General features: G+C 69.9%; 16 protein-coding genes and 1 riboswitch. Of the genes, 9 read left to right on the top strand and 7 right to left on the bottom strand.

What is annotated here, in order from left to right:
* Positions 1-34: 34 nt before the first annotated feature.
* Both J7E88_RS18245 and J7E88_RS18240 read right to left on the bottom strand, forming a co-directional pair.
* Positions 35-1198, bottom strand: a complete 1164-nt coding sequence (locus J7E88_RS18245) for a cystathionine gamma-lyase (RefSeq protein WP_215182329.1) — start codon at positions 1196-1198, stop codon at positions 35-37.
* Positions 1199-1249: 51 nt separating this feature from the next.
* Entirely contained in the window at positions 1250-1627 is a 378-nt protein-coding gene (locus J7E88_RS18240) for a phage holin family protein (RefSeq protein ID WP_215182327.1), read from the bottom strand.
* A gap of 47 nt (positions 1628-1674) precedes the next feature.
* Here J7E88_RS18240 and J7E88_RS18235 point away from each other — a divergent pair, with 47 nt between their 5' ends.
* The 4 genes from J7E88_RS18235 (at position 1675) to J7E88_RS18220 (ending at position 3945) form a co-directional block, all read left to right on the top strand.
* Positions 1675-1992, top strand: coding sequence for a cupin domain-containing protein (locus J7E88_RS18235; RefSeq protein ID WP_215182325.1), 318 nt, complete (start codon positions 1675-1677; stop codon positions 1990-1992).
* A 128-nt stretch (positions 1993-2120) separates the two neighbouring features.
* Positions 2121-2336: a DUF5326 family protein gene (locus J7E88_RS18230; RefSeq protein WP_215182556.1), complete on the top strand. Its 216-nt coding sequence runs from the start codon at positions 2121-2123 to the stop codon at positions 2334-2336.
* A 261-nt stretch (positions 2337-2597) separates the two neighbouring features.
* Positions 2598-3368 (top strand): IclR family transcriptional regulator, encoded by a 771-nt coding sequence (locus tag J7E88_RS18225; RefSeq protein ID WP_215182323.1) that lies wholly within the window; start codon positions 2598-2600, stop codon positions 3366-3368.
* A 142-nt stretch (positions 3369-3510) separates the two neighbouring features.
* The gene (locus J7E88_RS18220) at positions 3511-3945 is read left to right on the top strand and encodes an SsgA family sporulation/cell division regulator (protein WP_215182321.1); all 435 of its coding nucleotides are present in this window, start codon (positions 3511-3513) and stop codon (positions 3943-3945) included.
* A gap of 60 nt (positions 3946-4005) precedes the next feature.
* Here J7E88_RS18220 and J7E88_RS18215 read toward each other — a convergent pair whose 3' ends face one another.
* Complete coding sequence (locus J7E88_RS18215; RefSeq protein WP_215182319.1) at positions 4006-5334, bottom strand: YibE/F family protein; 1329 nt, start codon at positions 5332-5334, stop codon at positions 4006-4008.
* Positions 5335-5405: 71 nt separating this feature from the next.
* A riboswitch (TPP riboswitch) is annotated at positions 5406-5538 on the top strand.
* Here J7E88_RS18215 and thiC point away from each other — a divergent pair.
* The gene (thiC, locus tag J7E88_RS18210; protein WP_215182317.1) at positions 5531-7306 is read left to right on the top strand and encodes a phosphomethylpyrimidine synthase ThiC; all 1776 of its coding nucleotides are present in this window, start codon (positions 5531-5533) and stop codon (positions 7304-7306) included. Its footprint overlaps the riboswitch before it by 8 nt.
* Positions 7307-7394: 88 nt before the next feature.
* On the opposite strand, the gene J7E88_RS18205 is transcribed toward thiC, so the two are convergent.
* From J7E88_RS18205 to J7E88_RS18195, 3 genes are all read right to left on the bottom strand, one after another.
* Entirely contained in the window at positions 7395-8219 is an 825-nt protein-coding gene (locus J7E88_RS18205; protein WP_215182315.1) for a hypothetical protein, read from the bottom strand.
* A gap of 148 nt (positions 8220-8367) precedes the next feature.
* On the bottom strand, positions 8368-9465 hold the full coding sequence (locus J7E88_RS18200) for a metallophosphoesterase (RefSeq protein ID WP_374196293.1): 1098 nt from the start codon (positions 9463-9465) through the stop codon (positions 8368-8370).
* 161 nt (positions 9466-9626) lie between these two features.
* A complete protein-coding gene (locus tag J7E88_RS18195; RefSeq protein WP_215182311.1) occupies positions 9627-10739 on the bottom strand; it encodes a LacI family DNA-binding transcriptional regulator in 1113 nt (370 codons plus the stop codon).
* 355 nt (positions 10740-11094) lie between these two features.
* Here J7E88_RS18195 and hisC point away from each other — a divergent pair, with 355 nt between their 5' ends.
* Positions 11095-12174 carry a histidinol-phosphate transaminase gene (gene hisC, locus J7E88_RS18190; protein ID WP_215182309.1) on the top strand — a complete coding sequence of 360 codons (1080 nt, stop codon included), beginning with the start codon at positions 11095-11097 and terminating at the stop codon, positions 12172-12174.
* Between the two features lie 98 nt (positions 12175-12272).
* On the opposite strand, the gene J7E88_RS18185 is transcribed toward hisC, so the two are convergent.
* Positions 12273-12683, bottom strand: a complete 411-nt coding sequence (locus tag J7E88_RS18185; protein WP_215182307.1) for a cyclophilin-like fold protein — start codon at positions 12681-12683, stop codon at positions 12273-12275.
* Positions 12684-12880: 197 nt separating this feature from the next.
* On the opposite strand from J7E88_RS18185, the gene J7E88_RS18180 reads away from it, so the two are divergent.
* The 3 genes from J7E88_RS18180 to cydD are packed head-to-tail and all read left to right on the top strand — an operon-like array spanning position 12881 to position 19004.
* Complete coding sequence (locus tag J7E88_RS18180; protein WP_215182554.1) at positions 12881-14386, top strand: cytochrome ubiquinol oxidase subunit I; 1506 nt, start codon at positions 12881-12883, stop codon at positions 14384-14386.
* 40 nt (positions 14387-14426) lie between these two features.
* Complete coding sequence (gene cydB / locus J7E88_RS18175) at positions 14427-15428, top strand: cytochrome d ubiquinol oxidase subunit II (RefSeq protein ID WP_215182304.1); 1002 nt, start codon at positions 14427-14429, stop codon at positions 15426-15428.
* A gap of 15 nt (positions 15429-15443) precedes the next feature.
* A complete protein-coding gene (gene cydD, locus J7E88_RS18170; protein ID WP_215182302.1) occupies positions 15444-19004 on the top strand; it encodes a thiol reductant ABC exporter subunit CydD in 3561 nt (1186 codons plus the stop codon).
* Positions 19005-19184 lie beyond the last annotated feature (180 nt).

The following is a 19184-nucleotide window of genomic DNA, read 5'->3' as shown; positions in this document are numbered from 1 at the left end:
CGCGGCCCTTTCGAGGTTGTCGTGCGGAGCGCCGTCAGCGCCCGGCCGCGGTTCTTGCCTCCTCTGCCGCCTCAGTGGCCTCGTCGAGGGCGCGCAGCACGTCGGCCACCAGGTCCTCCGCGTCCTCCGCCCCGGCGGAGAAGCGCACGAAGCCCTCGGAGACGGCGTCCCCGCCCCAGCGCCCCCGCCGCTCGGCGGTGGAACGCACGCCGCCGAAGCTGGTGGCGTCGTCTACGAGCCGCAGCCCGTCCAGGAAGCGCTCCGCGTGCGCCTGGTCGGGCAGGACGAAGGAGACCACGCACCCGAAGCGCCGCATCTGCCGGGACGCGATCGGGTGCGAGGGGTCGGTGGGCAGTCCCGGGTAGCGCAGACCGGTCACCTCCGGCCGTTCGCCCAGGGCCCGCGCGAGCGCCAGGGCGTTCGCACACTGCCGGTCGGCCCGCAGTTGCAGGGTGGCGAGCGAGCGGTGCGCGAGCCACGCCTCCATCGGCCCGGGAATCGCGCCGACGATCTTCCGCCAGCGCCGCACGCCCGCCGCGAGCGCGGTGTCGCGGCAGGTCACATGACCGAGCAGGATGTCGCCGTGCCCCGTCATGCCCTTGGTGTCGCTGGCCACCGAGAAGTCGGCGCCGAGGTCCAGGGGCCGCTGTCCGAGCGGGGTGGCGAGCGTGTTGTCGACGGCGACGAGCGCGCCCGCCGCGTGCGCGGCCTCGGCCAGGCGTCGCACGTCGCACACGTCGAGACCCGGGTTGGACGGCGTCTCGATCCACAGCAGCCGTGCCCCGTCGAGGACGGACAGCTGTGTGTCGCCGCCGGTCGGGGCGGTGCGCACCTCGATGCCGTACGCCTCGAGCTGCTCGCGCACCAGGGGCAGTGCCTGGTAGCCGTCGTCGGGCAGGACCACCGCGTCGCCGGACCGCAGCTGCGACATGAGCACGGCGGAGATCGCGGCCATCCCGGAGGAGAAGGCGACTGTTTCGACGGCCTCGCCCGGGGCCTCCAGCTCCCCGATCGCGCGCTCCAGGTGCGTCCAGGTCGGGTTCTCGTCGCGGCCGTAGGTGTAGGGGCCGGTGGGCTCACCGGGCAGATGGAAGTGGGCCGCGAAGACGGGACCGGGCAGGGCCGGTTCGTACTTCACCGGATCGGGCAGCCCCGCCCGTACCGCCCGCGTGCCGTCTCCTCGGGGAGTACCCGTCATACCGCTCGCTCCTCAACCGTGTGTGCTGCGACGTCGATCCTCACACCGTGCTCAGTCCTTGTCGGGCAGGACGACGTTCAGCGCCCACGAGACGACGGAGATGATGAGACCGCCCAGCACGGCCGTCCAGAAGCCCTCGACGTGGAAATTCAGGTCCAGCGCGTCGGCGAGCCACGAGGTGAGCAGCAGCATCAGCGCGTTGACGACCAGGGTGATCAGGCCGAGCGTGAGGATGAACAACGGCAGCGTGAGCAGCTTCACCAGGGGCTTGACCAGGAAGTTCACCAGGCCGAAGATCAGCGCCACCAGGATCAGTGTCCACGCCTTCTTGCCGGTGCTGTCACCGGTGAGGGTGATGTCCTGCAGGAGCCAGATGGCCACCAGCAGAGCCGCTGCGTTGGCGATCGTCTTGACTAGGAAATTCATCATGTGTCTGATCGTGGCAGACGTGTCGGACCAAGTGCAGGGGCGGGCGGATGAAGGCATTCCGACTGGACGAGCTGGAGGCGGAACGCGCCGCGAACGACGGTGCGTATCTGCAGTTCCTGCGCGAGCGGAACATGTCGGTCGGCCTGTACGCGCTGGACGCCGGCCAGGTCGACCCGCAGCTGCCCCACAACCAGGACGAGGTCTACTTCGTGGTCAGCGGCCGGGCCTCGATCACGGTGGGCATGGAGACGACCCAGGTCGGGCGGGGCAGCGTCGTCTATGTGCCGGCCGGGGTGCCGCACAAGTTCCACCACATCAGCGAGGATCTTCGGGTCATGGTGGTCTTCTCTCCGCCTGAGAGCTGAGCCGGCCACCGCACGGTCCCTAGGGGTTCACTCAGGGGACTTCAAGGGCTCGCAGGCCCCCGCACGCCCTGGTCCGCCGCCTAGCATCGACAGCACGCAGTCGGAGAAACGAGGTAGGGACGATGGCCGTGCGGCAGATGTTCGCGGGGATGCCCTGGTGGGTGAAGTGGATCGCGGTGCCTGTCATCGCCCTGGCCGTGTTCGGCGGTCTCATCACCAGCATCATCGGCTTTGTGATCGGAGTGCTCTTCAAGGTGCTGCTGTTCGTCGCGCTGGTCGGTGGACTGATCTTCCTCGTACGGAAGTTCATGACGTCCTCCAGCTCCTCGAGCAAGGACTGGTGAGCGGCCGCCGGAGGCCCGTTAGCCCGGCCGGGGGAACGGCACGGACAAAGCCCGCCTCCGGCCGGGGCTGCCATTAGAGTGGCAGCTCTCTGCCGCCCCCTCGGAAAATCCTGCGCACCGGTGCGTTGATCAGCGCTCCATGGTGTCTCGGAGCTGATCGACTGTTCAGGCCGGCTGTTCAGGGCACCGGGTCGCGGCGGCCGCGCGGGGGCGGCCCCCGCGGGCGGGCGCGCTGCCCGTCACCACGCCTGGGGGTGACCTTTGGCCGGGGCTACGAATGCCGCTGTCCCTACCCTGATCGGCTCGGTGCAGCGTGCGTTGAGGCTGCTGGAGGCGGCGGGTGCGCATGAGGACGGAGCCCCTGCGAAGCAGCTCGCGCGTGAGGCAGGCATTCCGCTGCCCACCGCCTATCACCTGCTGCGCACACTGACGCACGAGGACTATCTCCGCCGCGACAAAGGCGTGTTCACGCTCGGGGACGCGGTCGGCCGGCTGGCCAGGAGCGGACATGTGCAGATGCGTCGCAGCACAGTCGAGGACTCGCTGACGCACTGGCGGGACGCGATCGGCGTCGCCGTCTACTTCGCCGTCTACCGCGAGGGTGAAATCGAGCTCGTCGCCGTGGCGGACGCTCCGTACGCCCCGGCCGTCCGGGAATGGGCCGACTTCCCGGAGACGGGGCACGCCCACGCGATCGGACAGTGCCTGCTCAGCCGGCTCGATGAGGACGCCCGCCGCGACCACCTCGACCGCCACCCGGTGCAGCAGGTGACGCCCTACTCGGTCCGTGACCGGGACGCGCTGCTGGAGCGGCTCGGCTCCCTCGGGCGTATGGAGCCGGTCGTCGAACGTCAGGAGTACGCCGCCGGCACGGTCTGCGCGGCTATTCCGATCACTGCGGGTGACATAGCTGCGGCGATGGCCATTTCCCTCCCTGCTCACCAAGCGGCCAGGCTGGGACCTGCAGTTGAACAGCTGAGCGCTGGGGTCGGCAGCCTGATGGCGGCGCTTGCGTTCTCTATCAGTATCTGAAATATCACTCCTTGTGATCTGCTGGCGCTTCCAGCACGATGGCGTCCTGAAGGCCCAGAGAGTCGGCAGAGATCGTTCCCGGCCGTTTTCTTCATGTCGTCAGCACGGTTCATTCATTGCTTCATCTACTGCGAGGTACGTGATGCGCGAGTCGGTCCAGGCCGAGGTTCTGATGAGTTTTCTCGTTTCCCAAGAGCTCTCCTTCCGGATCCCCGTGGAGCTGCGCTACGAGACTTCGGACCCGTATGCGGTGCGGATGACCTTCCACCTTCCCGGTGACGCGCCCGTGACCTGGGCTTTTGGTCGGGAACTGCTGCTCGACGGGATCAACGCGCCGAGTGGGGACGGCGATGTGCACATCGCGCCGACCCGGCCCGACGCGCTGTCGGACGTTCACATCCGACTGCGCGTCGGGAGCGACTCCGCGCTGTTCCGTGTCGGTGCTCCGCCGCTCGTCGCCTTCCTGGACCGTACGGACAAGCTGGTTCCGCTCGGTCAGGAGCTCGTGCTCGGCGATTTCGAGGTCAGTCTGGAGGAGGCGCTCGGGCGCATCCTCGCGGAGGAGAACGCCGGTTGACGGCTGGTCACCACCGGCCCACACCTGGAGCTGTCGGGTGACTCCTGCGGCGCGTGCCCGTCACTTCTTGCGGCGCCTGCCCCGGGTGCCCCGCGCGGGCGCGGCCGCCTCGGCGGCGGGACGGCCCGGCCGGTCCGCCGAGACGACCAGAGTGGCGAGCACGGTGGTCACCGGTACGGAGGCCACGAGGCCGATCGAGCCCACCAGGGTCCGGACGATCTCCTCCGCCACCAGCTCGCTGTTGGCCACGGTGCCCACGCTGGACTGGGCGATCGAGAAGAGCAGCAGCAGCGGCAGTGCCGCGCCCGCGTAGGCGAGCACGAGGGTGTTGACGACCGAGGCGATGTGGTCGCGGCCGATCCGGATGGCGGAGCGGTAGAGGGCGCGCGGCCCCATGTCCGGGTCGGCCTGGTGCAGTTCCCAGACCGCCGAGGTCTGGGTCACCGTGACGTCGTCGAGCACACCGAGCGAACCGATGATGACTCCGGCGAGCAGCAGGCCGCTCATGTCGATGTTCGGGTAGAGCCCCTTGATCAGGCCGGTGTTGTCGTCGGTGTTGCCGCTGAGGCTGGCCCAGCCGATGAACAGCGAGCCGAGCAGACCGATGAGCAGCAGCGAGATCAGCGTGCCCAGCACGGCGACCGAGGTCCGCGCGGTGATGCCGTGGCACGAGTAGAGCGCGATGAGCATGATCGCGCTCGCCCCGACCACCGCCACGATCAGCGGATTCGATCCCTGCAGGATCGCGGGCAGGATGAACAGCGTCAGCACGGCGAAGGAGACGGTGAGCGCGATCAGCGCCATCACGCCGCGCATCCGCCCCACCAGGACGACCGCCAGGGCGAAGATGCCCGCCAGCAGGGCCATCGGGAACTCGCGGTCCACATCGGTCACCGAGTACTGCAGATCGCGAGGCGCGTCCGGGGCGTACGCCACCACGACACCCTGACCCTCCCGCAGCTGTCGTGGCGCGTCGGGCTGGACGATCTCGACGAAGGTGCGGCCCTTGTCCTTGCCGGTGGTGACCTCGATGGTGGCCTTTCCGCAGTCGCCCCGCTGCGCGTTGACCGCCTCGCGTCCCTCGGGTGTGGAGGTGTCGCCGGTCGGCGGGACCTGGCCGGCGTTGACGTCCTTGCAGTCGACCTTCTCGACGCTCACCACCCTGCCCTGCTCGGTCTGGCGGTCGAAGCCCACGCCGGAGCGCTCATGGCCGGGCGTCCCGCCCGGCCACAGCACGGCAAGGCCGACGAGGACGGCCGTCGCGAAGGGAATGAGCACCGCCGCGATGACCTTGCGGAGGTGCTGGGAGACGGGCGCGGCGGGCCCATGACTGTGCACATGGGCGGTGGCGGGGCCCTGCGGATCGGGACGCTGCGGTGATGAGGTCACCTACAGATCATCGCAAGAACGAGAGGGGGCCTCTGTTCAGCACGCCAGACATGACGCTAGCGTGGTGGCACCTTTGCACACGCGGGAGCTCGGAGCACCGGGCTGAGAGGGCGCTGACCTCCGTACATCTGTACGGGACAGCTGCGTCGACCGCCGAACCTGTTACCGGGTAATGCCGGCGTAGGGAGTAGGTCTCATGACCGTATCGGACGCACGCACGCCTGCCTCGAACCAGAACGACGAGGCCGGGAAGTCCATCGGCTGGCACAAGGGGTACGTCGAGGGTTCCCGCCCCGACCTCCGGGTGCCGGTGCGCAAGGTGCACCTCACCAACGGCAAGGACGTGACGTTGTACGACACGTCGGGGCCGTACACGGATCCCGGCGTCGAGACCGACGTACGGCGCGGTCTGCCGCCGCTGCGGGAGAACTGGATCGTCGGGCGCGGCGACACCGAGGAGTATGCGGGCCGCCCGGTCCGGCCCGAGGACGACGGGATCAAGCACACGTCGCCGCGCGGGGGACTGCGCAACCTCGACGCCGTCTTCCCCGGCCGCCCGCGCCAGCCGCGCCGGGGCCGGGACGGGCAGGCGGTGACGCAGCTGGCGTACGCCCGCCGGGGCGAGATCACGCCGGAGATGGAGTACGTCGCCATCCGCGAGAACGTCTCGCCCGAGGTGGTGCGGGAGGAGATCGCGGCGGGCCGGGCCGTCCTGCCGGCCAACGTCAACCACCCCGAGATCGAGCCGATGATCATCGGCAAGCGGTTCCTGGTGAAGGTCAACGCCAACATCGGCAACTCCGCGGTCACTTCCTCCATCGAGGAGGAGGTGGAGAAGATGACCTGGGCCACCCGCTGGGGCGCCGACACGGTCATGGACCTGTCGACGGGCCGCAACATCCACACCACCCGCGAGTGGGTCCTGCGCAACTCCCCCGTGCCGATCGGCACCGTGCCCCTCTACCAGGCGCTGGAGAAGGTCGACGGCAAGGCCGAGGAGCTGACCTGGGAGGTCTACAAGGACACGGTCATCGAGCAGGCCGAGCAGGGCGTCGACTACATGACGGTGCACGCCGGTGTGCTGCTGCGATACGTCCCGCTGACCGCGCGCCGGAAGACGGGCATCGTCTCGCGCGGCGGCTCGATCATGGCGGCGTGGTGCCTGGCGCACCACAAGGAGTCGTTCCTGTACGAGAACTTCGAGGAGCTCTGCGAGATCCTCGCCGCGTACGACGTGACGTACTCGCTCGGGGACGGCCTGCGGCCCGGGTCGATCGCGGACGCCAACGACGAGGCGCAGTTCGCGGAGCTGCGCACGCTGGGTGAGCTCAACCGGATCGCGAAGCGGCACAACGTGCAGACCATGATCGAGGGACCGGGCCATGTCCCGATGCACAAGATCAAGGAGAACATCGACCTCCAGCAGGAGATCTGCGAGGAGGCGCCGTTCTACACGCTCGGCCCGCTGACGACGGACGTGGCCCCGGCGTACGACCACATCACCTCGGGCATCGGCGCGGCGATGATCGCGTGGTGGGGCACGGCCATGCTCTGCTACGTGACGCCCAAGGAGCACCTGGGCCTGCCGAACCGCGACGACGTGAAGACCGGCGTGATCACCTACAAGATCGCGGCCCATGCGGCGGACCTGGCCAAGGGCCACCCGGGCGCCCAGGAGTGGGATGACGCGCTGTCCGACGCCCGCTTCGAGTTCCGGTGGGAGGACCAGTTCAACCTGGCGCTCGACCCGGACACGGCACGGGAGTTCCACGACGAGACGCTGCCGGCCGAGCCGGCGAAGACCGCGCACTTCTGCTCGATGTGCGGTCCGAAGTTCTGCTCGATGAAGATCTCCCAGGACATCCGCCGTCAGCACGGCGACAGCCAGGAGGACATCGAGGAGGGCATGGCGGAGAAGTCCAGGGAGTTCGCCGCGGCGGGCAACCGGGTCTATCTGCCGATCGCGGACTGATCGTCCGGTGTCTCGGCGTCCCCCCGGCGCACGTTCCGGGGGACGCCGGCGTCTTCAAGGCAGTGTCTGTGAGCACGCGCGTCGGCGGTCAGTCCGGCTGGTGTTCGGGGCCGCCGAAGTCGGGGCTGGAGAAGTCCGGGCTGGTGAAGGTCGGACGCCGGCCCGAGACCCGTCCCTCGGCCGGGCTGGAGAAGTCCGGTCCGCTGTAGCCGATCTTCGGGATGCGGCTCACGGGGCGCGGGGGATCGGCGGGTGACGCCGCAGTGGCCGGTTCGGCCAGGGCAGCGCGCAGGAAGGGGAGGATGCCCCGTTCCCGCAGGGCCTCGCACCAGGCCTCCTTGGCGATCCGGACCTCCTCCGGGAGGTCGTCCGCCGACCGGCCGTCCGCGACATGGCTCGCGCCGTTGCGCAGGGCGGTCAGCAGCAGGGCGACGGCCGCCATCAGCATGGCGGCGGCCGTGATCGCCCCGAAGACCCATCCGGTGCGGACCAGCGTGTCGGCGAAGGACGGGGTGGGGCTCACCATCTTGATGAGGTAGCCGACGACCAGGAAGATCGCCGCGGCCGTGCCCGCGAGGAGCGGCGCCAGGACGGCGATGACGGCCGCGAATCCGGCACCCGTCTCAGCCACCTCGCCGACCGGCGGCGCGAGCACGGAGCCGCGCTCGGCCGCGGCGTCGGGCGCGCGCATCTCCGCGCGGACCTTCACAAAGTGCTCGTACTCGTCGGCGGCGGACGTGGTGATCAGCGCCGTCGCGTTGAGGGCCATGGTGCGCAGCTGTTCCGTGCTCAGGCGCGCTTCCGCGGCGGCCGGATCCGGACGGTCGCGGGCGTCGCGCAGTGCGTCGTCGAGGACTCGCTCGAACTCGGCGCGGTCCTCGTTCAGCAGGTGCGGAGCGCTGTTCATGTGCATCCCCCGATGCTCCGTAGGGCCGGATCGCCCGAGGGTGCCGGGCAGTTGGGCGGAAACGGAGGAGAGCCTGCTACGGATAAGCCGATGGTAGAGCGGTTACGGCACGGCGTGACAGGGGGTTTCCGTAAATCGCCTGCCGTCGGCCGGGTCAGCCACGCAGCGGGAGTTGCTGGACGAGAAGCTTTCCGGCCATGGTCACTCCGCCGTCCATGGCGATGGCCAGGTTGTCCGCGTACACATGCGGGCCTTCGACGACCGGGCGGTCGTCGTCCTCGCCGTCCTCGGTGCCGACCTCGCCGAGCAGGTACGGGATCGGGCTGTGGCCGTGCACCACGCGCTTTCCGCCGTATGCGGACAGCAGTTCACGCACGGCCTGCGGGCCGCCCTCGTCGCGGAAGGCGAAGCGCTTGGTGAACTTGCGGAAGAGGTCCCAGCACTCGTCGGCGTCGTTACGGGTGAGGATCGCGTGTACGGCGTCGTTGACGTCCTCGATGGTCGAGCCGTAATCGAGGTAGGCGGTCGTGTCGGAGTGGAGCAGCAGATGGCTGTCCTCCTCCACGATCGCGTCCAGCCGTGACATCCACTGCAGGTGGACCTCCTGCAGGCGGTCCATGTCGTACTTCTGGCCGCCGTTGAGGAGCCATGCCGCCTGGAAGGTGGCGGTACCCGCCCCGGAGTTGACGGGGGTGTCCCCGAAGCGCTTGGCGCCGATCAGCAGCAGCTCGTGGTTGCCCATGAGCGCCTTGCAGTAGCCGCCGGCGGCCGCGGCCTCGGCGGACAGCCGCATGACGAGGTCGATGACGCCGATGCCGTCGGGACCGCGGTCGGTGAAGTCGCCGAGGAACCAGAGCCGGGCATTGCCCGCGGACCAGCGGCCCTCGGAGTCGATGAGGCCCTTCTCGGTGAGCGCGGCGACGAGTTCGTCGAGGTAACCGTGGACGTCGCCGACGACATAGAGCGGACCGAGGCCGTCGGGTGCCGGGCGGTCGTCCACGGCGACCGTGACCTGCACGGTGTCGCCCGGTCCGCCGCGGGTGATCACGGGCAGGTCGCGCGCGGTGGGGGTGTAGCCCTCCGGCGGCTCGCCCTCGGGAAACGCGTTGCCGGGGTGGCCGGATCGGCCGGGGTCCACGGACTGCGACTGAACGGGAACCTGCGCGTACGGCGGAACGCGGAAATCGCGCAGCGTCGCCGTCCGCACCACGGGTCCTTGACCGGCCCCCTGAGTCATCGACCCCTCCACCACCGTCGCGCCGCCGTTCACCTCTCGGCCCAGCCTGGTCGGGGTGGTCCGCGGTGTCGTTCGCCCATCATAGGAATGAGCCCGGCGGTGTGTGACGCACCAGGGGTGGTGAATCCTTACGCACCCCCGGTTCATCGGCCCTTTTTGCCCCACATTGGGTTGGTCTAGTCCTTCGCCGGGGACCGTGGCGGGCTGACCGTGGTGCGCGGAGGGCGGCGCTGTGAGGACGTCCTGACGATCAGTTCGGTCGGTATCACCTGCTCGACCGGCCGGTCCTCGTCGATTCCCTCGATGGCGTCGATCAGGAGCTGGACCACGGCTGTGCCGATCCGGCGGGGCTTGAGCGAGAGGGTGGTGATCGGCGGTTCCGTGGTGGCGTACACGGTGGACTCGCTGCAGCACACGAGCAGCAGGTCGTCGGGGACGCGCAGGCCGTAGCGCCGTGCCGCGGCCAGCAGATCGGTGCCGTTGGGGTCGAAGAGGCCGTAGACGGCGTCGGGCCGGTCGGGCCGGGCGAGCAGGCGGTCGGCGGCGACGGCGCCCGCGCACGGGTCGTGCGCGGGGTAGGACTCGTAGACCGGGTCCTGGCGGACGCGTTCGCACCAGTTGAGGTACGCGGTGGTCGACAGCCGGGTGTAGGTGTCGGTGGTGGTGCCCGTGAGCAGGCCGATCCGGCGGGCGCCGGCGGCGGCGAGATGGTCGAGCAGGTCCAGTACGGCGGCTTCGTGGTCGTTGTCGACCCAGGCGGTGACCGGGAGGGTGCCGGCGGGGCGTCCGTCGGAGACGACGGGCAGGCCCTGGCGCACCAGCTCGGTCACGACGGGATCGTGGTCGGAGGGGTCGATGACGACGGTGCCGTCGAGTGCGACGTTCGACCAGACGTCATGGCGGGAGGTGGAGGGGAGGATGACGAGGGCGTAGCCGCGGGCGAGCGCGGCGGAGGTCGCGGCTCTCGCCATCTCCGCGAAGTACGCGAATTCCGTGAAGGTGAAGGGTTCGTCCCCGTACGTCGTCACGGTCAGGCCGATTAAGCCCGATTTCCCGGTTCTCAGCGTGCGGGCCGCGGCGGAAGGGCGGTAGCCCAGCCGGTCGGCGACCTCGCGGACGTGCCGGCGGGTGGCGTCCGGAAGCCGGCCCTTCCCGTTGAGCGCGTCGGAGACAGTCGTGATGGAGACTCCGGCTGCGGCGGCGACGTCCCGGATGCCCGCTCTGCCTTGCCGACTGCCTCGGCGGGATGTGTCCGTCCGGCTCACCTGGTGCTTCCCTGCTGCTGTCATGGCGAGCCGATAGTAGGGCTCGCGCGGTGGGTCTGGCCGGTCGCATATGCAGGCGTTGACAGGCACGTTTCTGCATGATCATTAACGCTCAAGCCTCATAGAAATCCAGGGAGTTGGGGCTACTTGGCTCGATGTATCGGTTATCCGGCCGTATGGGCCTGTCGGGGGGCCCATGTTGCGAAGAGGTCTCAACTCACCATTACGAGGGACGCGCGCCACGGCGTGAGCCACCGGCGCGCGCCAGGTCGGAGCACTCCCCCTTTCCTTGGCTGCGGCCATTCGCAGCAGCTGGGAATCCTCATAAGGTGAGGAGTATTGATGCGGTACCCACATGGATGATCGAGGAGGACCTGCGGTGAGCGAGACGAGCCCCAAGCTGCGCGCCGAGCTGGACGGCATCCCCACCTACAAGCCGGGCAAGCCCGCGGCGGCCGGCGGCCCGGTCGCCTTCAAGCTCTCCTCCAACGAGAACCCTTATCCGCCGCTGCCCGGTGTCATGGAGACCGCCGTGGCCGCGGCGCAGAACTTCAATCGCTACCCCGACATGGCCTGTACCGGCCTTGTCAATGAGCTCGCCGAGCGGTTCGGGGTGCCCGCGTCGCATGTGGCGACCGGCACCGGCTCGGTGGGCGTCGCCCAGTCGCTGCTCCAGTCCACCTCAGGCCCCGGCGACGAAGTGATCTACGCGTGGCGCTCTTTCGAGGCGTACCCGATCATCACACAGATCAGCGGGGCAACGTCCGTGCAGGTGCCGCTGACCGCGGGTGAGGTGCACGACCTGGACGCGATGGCGGACGCGATCACCGACCGGACCCGGCTGATCTTCGTCTGCAACCCCAACAACCCGACCGGCACCGTGGTGCGCCGGGCGCAGCTGGAGCGCTTCCTGGACCGGGTGCCGTCGGATGTGCTGGTGGTGCTGGACGAGGCGTACCGCGAGTTCATCCGCGACGCGGACGTCCCCGACGGCATCGAGATCTACCGCGACCGCCCCAATGTGGCGGTGCTGCGCACCTTCTCGAAGGCGTACGGCCTCGCCGGGCTGCGGGTGGGTTTCGCGATCGCCCATGAGCCGGTGGCCGCCGCCCTGCGCAAGACGGCGGTGCCGTTCGGCGTCTCGCAGCTCGCGCAGGACGCGGCGGTGGCCTCGCTGCAGGCGGAGGACGAGCTGCTGGGGCGGGTCGGCTCGCTGGTGTGCGAGCGCAACCGGGTCCACGAGGCCCTGGTCAAGCAGGGCTGGACCGTCCCGGAGACGCAGGCCAATTTCGTGTGGCTGCGGCTCGGTGAGCGCACGATCGACTTCGCGGCCGCCTGTGAGAAGGCGGGCGTCGTGGTGCGGCCGTTCGCGGGCGAGGGCGTGCGGGTGACCATCGGTGAGTGCGAGGCGAACGACCTGTTCCTGCACACCGCGGAGGCCTTCCGCGCGTCTGCCTGAAGCGGTTCCGTCCCTGTCGACCGGCTACGTCTGAACCTGCTCCCGCCTCCGGACCGGTCCGTCCCTCCTGGCCGGCTCGGGACCGGCCCGTGGCGACGTCAGGCCCGGTCGGGGGTGACCGGCTCCACGCGGATCGGGTCTCCAGCGCGTACGGACGCGAGCCGGCGCGGGTCGCCGTCGATGCGTCCGAGGATGTTGCACGGGCTCGCGAGGCGGCACTCTCCCCCAAACTCCGTTCGGGGAGACCCCCAGCCGCGGGAGATCGGCGTCGGGCCGTAGGGCAGGGCCAGGGCGTCGCCGTCGGTCCAGAAGGCGACCGTGCCCGGCTCCACGACCTGGCGGGCGTCCGGTTCCGGGCCGCGGGAGACGGGTGTCTCGAAGTAGACCTCTTCCCCCCAGATCAGTGCCGTGGCGGAGAACGGCAGAACCCCCATGAGCGCCTTGCTCGTGGGGGTGTCGTCGATCGTGGCGGTCAGCTGCCCGGTCGGCCATGAGATGCGTATCTGCATGCCTCAAATTCAACAATGTGTTGAAAATTTTGGGAAGAGGGTGTCTGGAGGGGCCCCGGTGGAGGCTACGGATTTCGTTTCAGCCATAATGGCTTGTGAATGTGAACGCGTTCACAAGCTCGCCTGGTTTGGTCCCTCATGGGAGGGAATGGCAGGCGACCGGTGACCACGCCGATGTAAGGAGAGACGACGTGGACCTGAACCTGGCGCTGGCGCCCGAGACCTTGGCGCGCTGGCAGTTCGGCATCACCACCGTCTACCACTTCCTCTTCGTGCCCCTCACGATCTCGCTTGCCGCGCTCACGGCCGGCCTGCAGACGGCCTGGGTCCGCACGGAGAAGGAGAAGTACCTCAGAGCCACCAAGTTCTGGGGGAAGCTGTTCCTGATCAACATCGCCATGGGTGTGGTGACCGGGATCGTGCAGGAGTTCCAGTTCGGCATGAACTGGTCCGACTACTCGCGCTTCGTCGGCGACATCTTCGGCGCGCCGCTCGCCTTCGAGGCACTGATCGCGTTCTTCTTCGAGTCGACGTTCATCGGCCTGTGGATCTTCGGGTGGGACAAGCTGCCCAAGAAGATCCATCTGGCGTGCATCTGGATGGTCTCAATCGGCACGCTGCTGTCGGCGTACTTCATCCTCGCGGCCAACTCCTGGATGCAGCACCCCGTCGGCTACCGGATCAACGAGGAGAAGGGCCGCGCCGAGCTGACCGACTTCTGGGCTGTCCTGAGCCAGAACACCACGCTCAACCAGGTCTTCCACAGCTTCTCGGCGGCCTTCCTGACAGGCGGGGCCTTCATGGTCGGCATCGCCGCCTTCCACCTGATGCGCAAGAAGCACATCCCGGTGATGCGGACCTCGCTCCGGCTCGGCCTGGTCACCCTGGCGGTCGGCGGCGTGCTCACCGCGGTCAGCGGGGACACCCTCGGCAAGGTCATGTACGAGCAGCAGCCGATGAAGATGGCCGCAGCCGAGGCATTGTGGGACGGCGAGGAGCCGGCGCCCTTCTCCGTGTTCGCCTACGGGGACGTCGACAAGGGGCACAACAAGGTCGCCCTGGAGATACCCGGACTGCTGTCCTTCCTCGCCCACAGCGACTTCGACTCGTACGTGCCCGGCATCAACGACACCAACAAGGCGCTGCAGGAGAAGTTCGGCCCCGGTGACTACAAGCCCATCGTCCCCGTCGCCTACTGGGGCTTCCGCTGGATGATCGGCTTCGGTATGGCCTCCTTCTCCCTCGGCCTGCTGGGACTGTGGCTCACACGGAGGAAGTTCCTGCTGCCGGCCGCCCTGCGGACCGGGGAAGACGAGGTGCCGCACCTGGTACTCCTGCGAAAGCCGCTCGGGGCAAGGCTCACCCGGCTGTACTGGCTCCTGGCGCTCTGGACGATGGGGTTCCCCCTGATCGCCAACTCCTGGGGCTGGATCTTCACCGAGATGGGCCGGCAGCCCTGGGTCGTCTACGGCGTGATGCAGACCCGGGACGCGGTCTCCCCTGGGGTGTCACAGGCGGAGGTCATCACCTCGATGACCGTCTTCACCCTGCTCTACGCGGTGCTCGCCGTGATCGAGGTCAAGCTGCTCGTGAAGTACGTCAAGGCGGGGCCGCCCGAACTGACGGAGGCCGACCTCAACCCGCCCACCCGGATCGGCGGCGACGACCGCGACGCCGACCGGCCGATGGCCTTCTCGTACTGAGACCGTCCCCGTACTGAGACCGCTGAGGAGCTGTTGGGGCATGGAACTCCACAACGTTTGGTTCGTACTCATCGCCGTTCTGTGGATCGGCTACTTCTTCCTGGAGGGCTTCGACTTCGGGGTCGGTGTCCTCACGAAACTGCTCGCCCGGGACCGGGCCGAGCGGCGGGTGCTGATCAACACCATCGGGCCCGTCTGGGACGGCAACGAGGTGTGGCTGCTGACCGCGGTCGGTGCGACCTTCGCCGCCTTCCCCGACTGGTACGCCACCCTGTTCTCCGGCCTCTATCTGCCGCTGCTGCTCATCCTGGTGTGCCTGATCGTGCGCGGCGTCGCCTTCGAGTACCGGCACAAGCGGGACGAGGAGCGCTGGCAGACCAACTGGGAACACGCGATCTTCTGGACGTCGTTGCTGCCCGCCGTGCTGTGGGGCGTGGCGTTCGGCAACATCGTGCGCGGGGTCGAGATCGACGAGCACAAGGAATACGTGGGCGGGTTCCTCGACCTGCTCAATCCGTACGCCCTCCTGGGCGGGGTCGTGACGCTGGCACTGTTCACCTTCCACGGCACGGTCTTCGCCGCGCTGAAGACGGTGGGGGACATCCGGGTACAGGCCAGGGCCCTGGCGCTGAAGCTGGGACCGGTCACGGCCGCGCTGGCGCTGGGCTTCCTGGCGTGGACGCAGGCGTCGCGCGGTGACGTGAGCAGCCTCATCGCCATGGCGATCGCCGTGGCCGCGCTGGTCGGTGCGGTCGCCGCCATCAAGGCCGGGCGCGAGGGCTGGTCTTTCGCTCTGTCGGGAGTGACCGTCGCGGCGGCCGTGGCGATGCTGTTCCTGACGCTCTTCCCGAACGTCATGCCCTCCACGCTGGACGACACCTGGAGCCTGACCGTCACGAACGCCTCGTCGAGCCCGTACACCCTGAAGATCATGACCTGGCTGGCGGCGATCGCCACCCCGCTGGTGCTGCTCTACCAGGGCTGGACGTACTGGGTGTTCCGTAAGCGGATCGGCACGCAGCACCTGGCCGACTCGCACTAGCGAGGGATGTTTCACGTGAAACCGATCGACCCGCGTCTGCTGCGGTACGCCCGCGCCACGCGCCTGTTCCTGGCCGCGGTGGTCGTCCTCGGCCTCGTCGGCGCGCTGCTCGTCATCACGCAGGCGATGCTCATCGCCGAGGTGGTGGTCGGGGCCTTCCAGCGGGGGCTGACCGTGCCGGGGCTGTCGATGCCGCTGGTGCTGCTGGCGGCCGTCGCTGTCGGCCGGGCACTCGTCGCCTGGCTGACCGAGCTGGCGGCCCACCGGGCGAGTGCGGCGGTCAAGTCCGAGCTGCGCGGCCGGCTGCTGGCGAGGGCGGCCGAGCTGGGCCCCGGCCGGGTGGCAGGCGCCGCTCCGGCCGGGGCCGGCACCGGGGCTCTGGTGACGCTGGCGACCCGCGGCATCGATGCGCTGGACGACTACTTCTCGCGCTACCTTCCTCAGCTGGGGCTCGCGGTCGTGGTCCCGGTGGCGGTGCTGGCCCGGATCGTGACCGAGGACTGGGTGTCCGCCGCGATCATCGTGGTGACGCTGCCCCTGATCCCTCTCTTCATGGTGCTCATCGGCTGGGCCACTCAGTCCCGGATGGACCGTCAGTGGCGGCTGCTGTCCCGGCTCTCCGGACACTTCCTGGACGTCGTGGCCGGCCTGCCGACGCTCAAGGTGTTCGGCCGGGCGAAGTCCCAGGCGGAGTCGATCCGTTCGATCACCACGCAGTACCGGCAGGCGACGGTCCGCACGCTGCGGATCGCGTTCCTGTCGTCCTTCGCGCTCGAGTTGCTGTCGACGCTGTCGGTGGCGCTGGTGGCCGTCAGCATCGGCATGCGTCTGGTTCACGGCGAACTCGATCTGTACACGGGCCTGGTGATCCTGGTCCTCGCCCCCGAGGCCTATCTGCCGCTGCGCCAGGTCGGCGCGCAGTACCACGCGGCGGCCGAGGGGCTTGCGGCCGCCGAGGAGATCTTCGAGGTGCTGGGCACCGAGCCGAGGCGCACCGGCGGCGGGCGGGTCCCCGACGAGCTCCGGCTGGAGTTCGACCGGGTGACGGTACGCCGCCCCGGACGCGACGAGGCTGCTCCCTCCTCGGCCTCGCTGGTCGTGGAGCCCGGCGAGACGGTGGCCCTGGTCGGGGAGAGCGGCGTCGGGAAGTCGACGCTGCTCGATGTGCTGATGGAGTTCGTGGAACCGGCCGAAGGACAGGTGCGGATCGGCGGCACCGATCTCACCGCCATCGACTCGGGGCTCTGGCGGCAGCAGATCGCCTGGGTGCCGCAGCGCCCGTACCTCTTCGCCGGGACGATCGCGGACAACGTACGGCTGGCCCGACCGGACGCGGACGACGCGGCGGTGTGCGCCGCGCTGCGGGAGGCGGGGGCGTACGACTTCGTCGCCGCGCTTCCCCAGGGCGAGGAGACCGTGCTCGGTGAGGACGGCTCGGGGTTGTCCGCGGGGCAGCGGCAACGGCTCGCCCTCGCACGGGCGTTCCTCGCCGACCGGCCGGTGCTGCTGCTCGACGAGCCGACCGCCGCGCTCGACGGCGCGACGGAGGCGGGCATCGTCGAGGCCGTGGGCCGGCTGGCGCAGGGGCGCACGGTCCTGCTGGTCGTCCACCGCCCGGCACTGCTCGCAGTGGCGGACCGGGTGGTCACGCTCACCCGCGCCGCCGATTCCGCACCCGCTCGGACGCCCGGCCCCGCCGCCGCCCCGGTTCAGGCGGCCGCGGCGGTTCGGCCGGAGGAGTGCGCCGATGGGGAGCCTTCCGGTGCGCGGGCTTCCGCGCCCGGCGGCGTACGGTCCGAGCTGCTGCGGGTCCGTGCGGCGGCGGACGGGCTGCGCGGCCGGCTCGCGCTGGCGCTGCTGCACGGCAGCCTCGCCCTCGGATCGGCGGTCGGGCTGATGGCCGTTTCGGGATGGCTGATCTCCCGGGCGTCCGAGCAACCGCCGGTGCTGTACCTGATGGTCGCCGTGACGGCGACCCGGGCCTTCGGCATCGGGCGGGCCGTCTTCCGCTACGCGGAGCGGCTCGTCTCGCACGACGCGGTGCTACGCATGCTGGCCGAGACACGGGTCGCGGTCTACCGCAGGCTGGAGCGGATCGCGCCCGCGGGGCTGCGCCGGACCCGGCGCGGGGACCTGCTCTCGCGGCTGGTCGCCGATGTGGACGCACTCCAGGACTACTGGTTGCGCTGGATGCTCCCCGCCGGTGCGGCCATCGTCGTCGGCGCGGCCTCCGTCGCCTTCACCGCCTGGCTGCTGCCCGCAGCGGGCGCCGTGCTCGCCGCCGGCCTGCTGGCCGCTGGTGTCGGCGTGCCGCTGCTCAGCGGATCCGTCGCCCGCCGGGCCGAGCGGCAGCTCGCACCCGCACGCGGAGCACTCGCCACCATGGTGACCGACCTGCTGCGGGGAACGGCCGAACTGAGCGTCGCCGGGGCACTGCCGCAGCGGCTGGAGACGGCACGCGACGCGGACCGGAAGCTGACCCGTATTGCCGCGCGGGGTGCGGCCGCCACGGCGCTCGGCGGTGGGCTCTCCTCGCTGATCTGCGGACTGACGGTGGTGGGCGCCGCGCTCGTCGGCATCCAGGCGGTGCACGACGGCCGGCTCACCGGCGTCTGCCTGGCCGTCGTCGTCCTCACGCCGCTCGCCGCCTTCGAGACGGTCACCGGACTGCCGCTCGCCGTGCAGTACCGCCGACGGGTGGAGCGCAGTGCCGAGCGGGTGCACGAAGTGCTGGACGCGCCCGTGCCCGTCCACGAGCCGCGGCACCCGGCGGCACCGCCCGCCACCGCCTTCCCGCTGGAACTGCGCGGGATCGGTGCCCGGTACGGCGGCCAGGAGGCGGACGCGCTGAGCGGCGTCGACCTGACGCTCACGGCGGGCAGGCGGGTGGCCGTCGTCGGCGCGTCCGGGTCGGGGAAGACCACCCTCGCCCAGGTGCTGCTCCGTTTCCTCGACGCGGGCTCGGGGACGTACACCCTCGGAGGTGTTCCCGCGGAGGCGCTGGACGGTGACGCGGTACGGCGCTTCGTGGGCCTGTGCGCTCAGGACGCCCATCTCTTCGACAGCTCACTGCGGGAGAACCTGCGCCTGGCGCGGCCGGAGGCCACGGAGGACGACCTCAGGCGGGCGCTGGCCGAGGCGCGGCTGCTGGACTGGGCCGACGCGCTGCCCGAAGGGCTCGACACGCTCGTCGGCGAGCACGGTGCCCGGCTCTCCGGCGGTCAGCGGCAGCGGCTCGCCCTGGCCCGGGCCCTGCTCGCGGACTTCCCGGTGCTCGTCCTGGACGAGCCGGCCGAGCATCTCGACCTGGCGACCGCCGACGCGCTCACCGCCGACCTGCTGGCAGCGGCGGAGAAACGGAGCGGCGCGGGCCCGGCGACCGTGCTGATCACCCATCGCCTGCGCGGTCTTGAAGCCGTCGACGAGGTCGTGGTGCTGGAGGCAGGGCGCGTCGTGCAGCGGGGTCAGTACGACGAACTCGCGCTGATCGAGGGGCCGCTGCGGTCGATGCTGGAGCGGGAGACGGCCACCGACGCCCACAGCGCCCGACTTTCTGCCTCAGGCATGGCTCATTGAATCCGGGGCGGCGGGCCGAGTAGCTGGGCGGATCGAGCAGCAGCGGATCGGGCATCGGTCCGGAGGCGCGAGCACGACCGTGTTCCGGGGACGCGCGGCTGAAGGGCTCTTGGCGAGGGCCGGGTACCGCCGCAGGCCCGTTCGGCGGGTGGTTGTAGCCCGCGCTGCGGTGCTTGCTGG

The sequence above is a fragment of the Streptomyces sp. ISL-10 genome, from assembly GCF_018614575.1.
Lineage (GTDB): Bacteria > Actinomycetota > Actinomycetes > Streptomycetales > Streptomycetaceae > Streptomyces.
The sequence above is the reverse complement of the archived record's forward strand: the minus strand, read 5'-3'. Positions and strand labels throughout refer to the sequence as shown.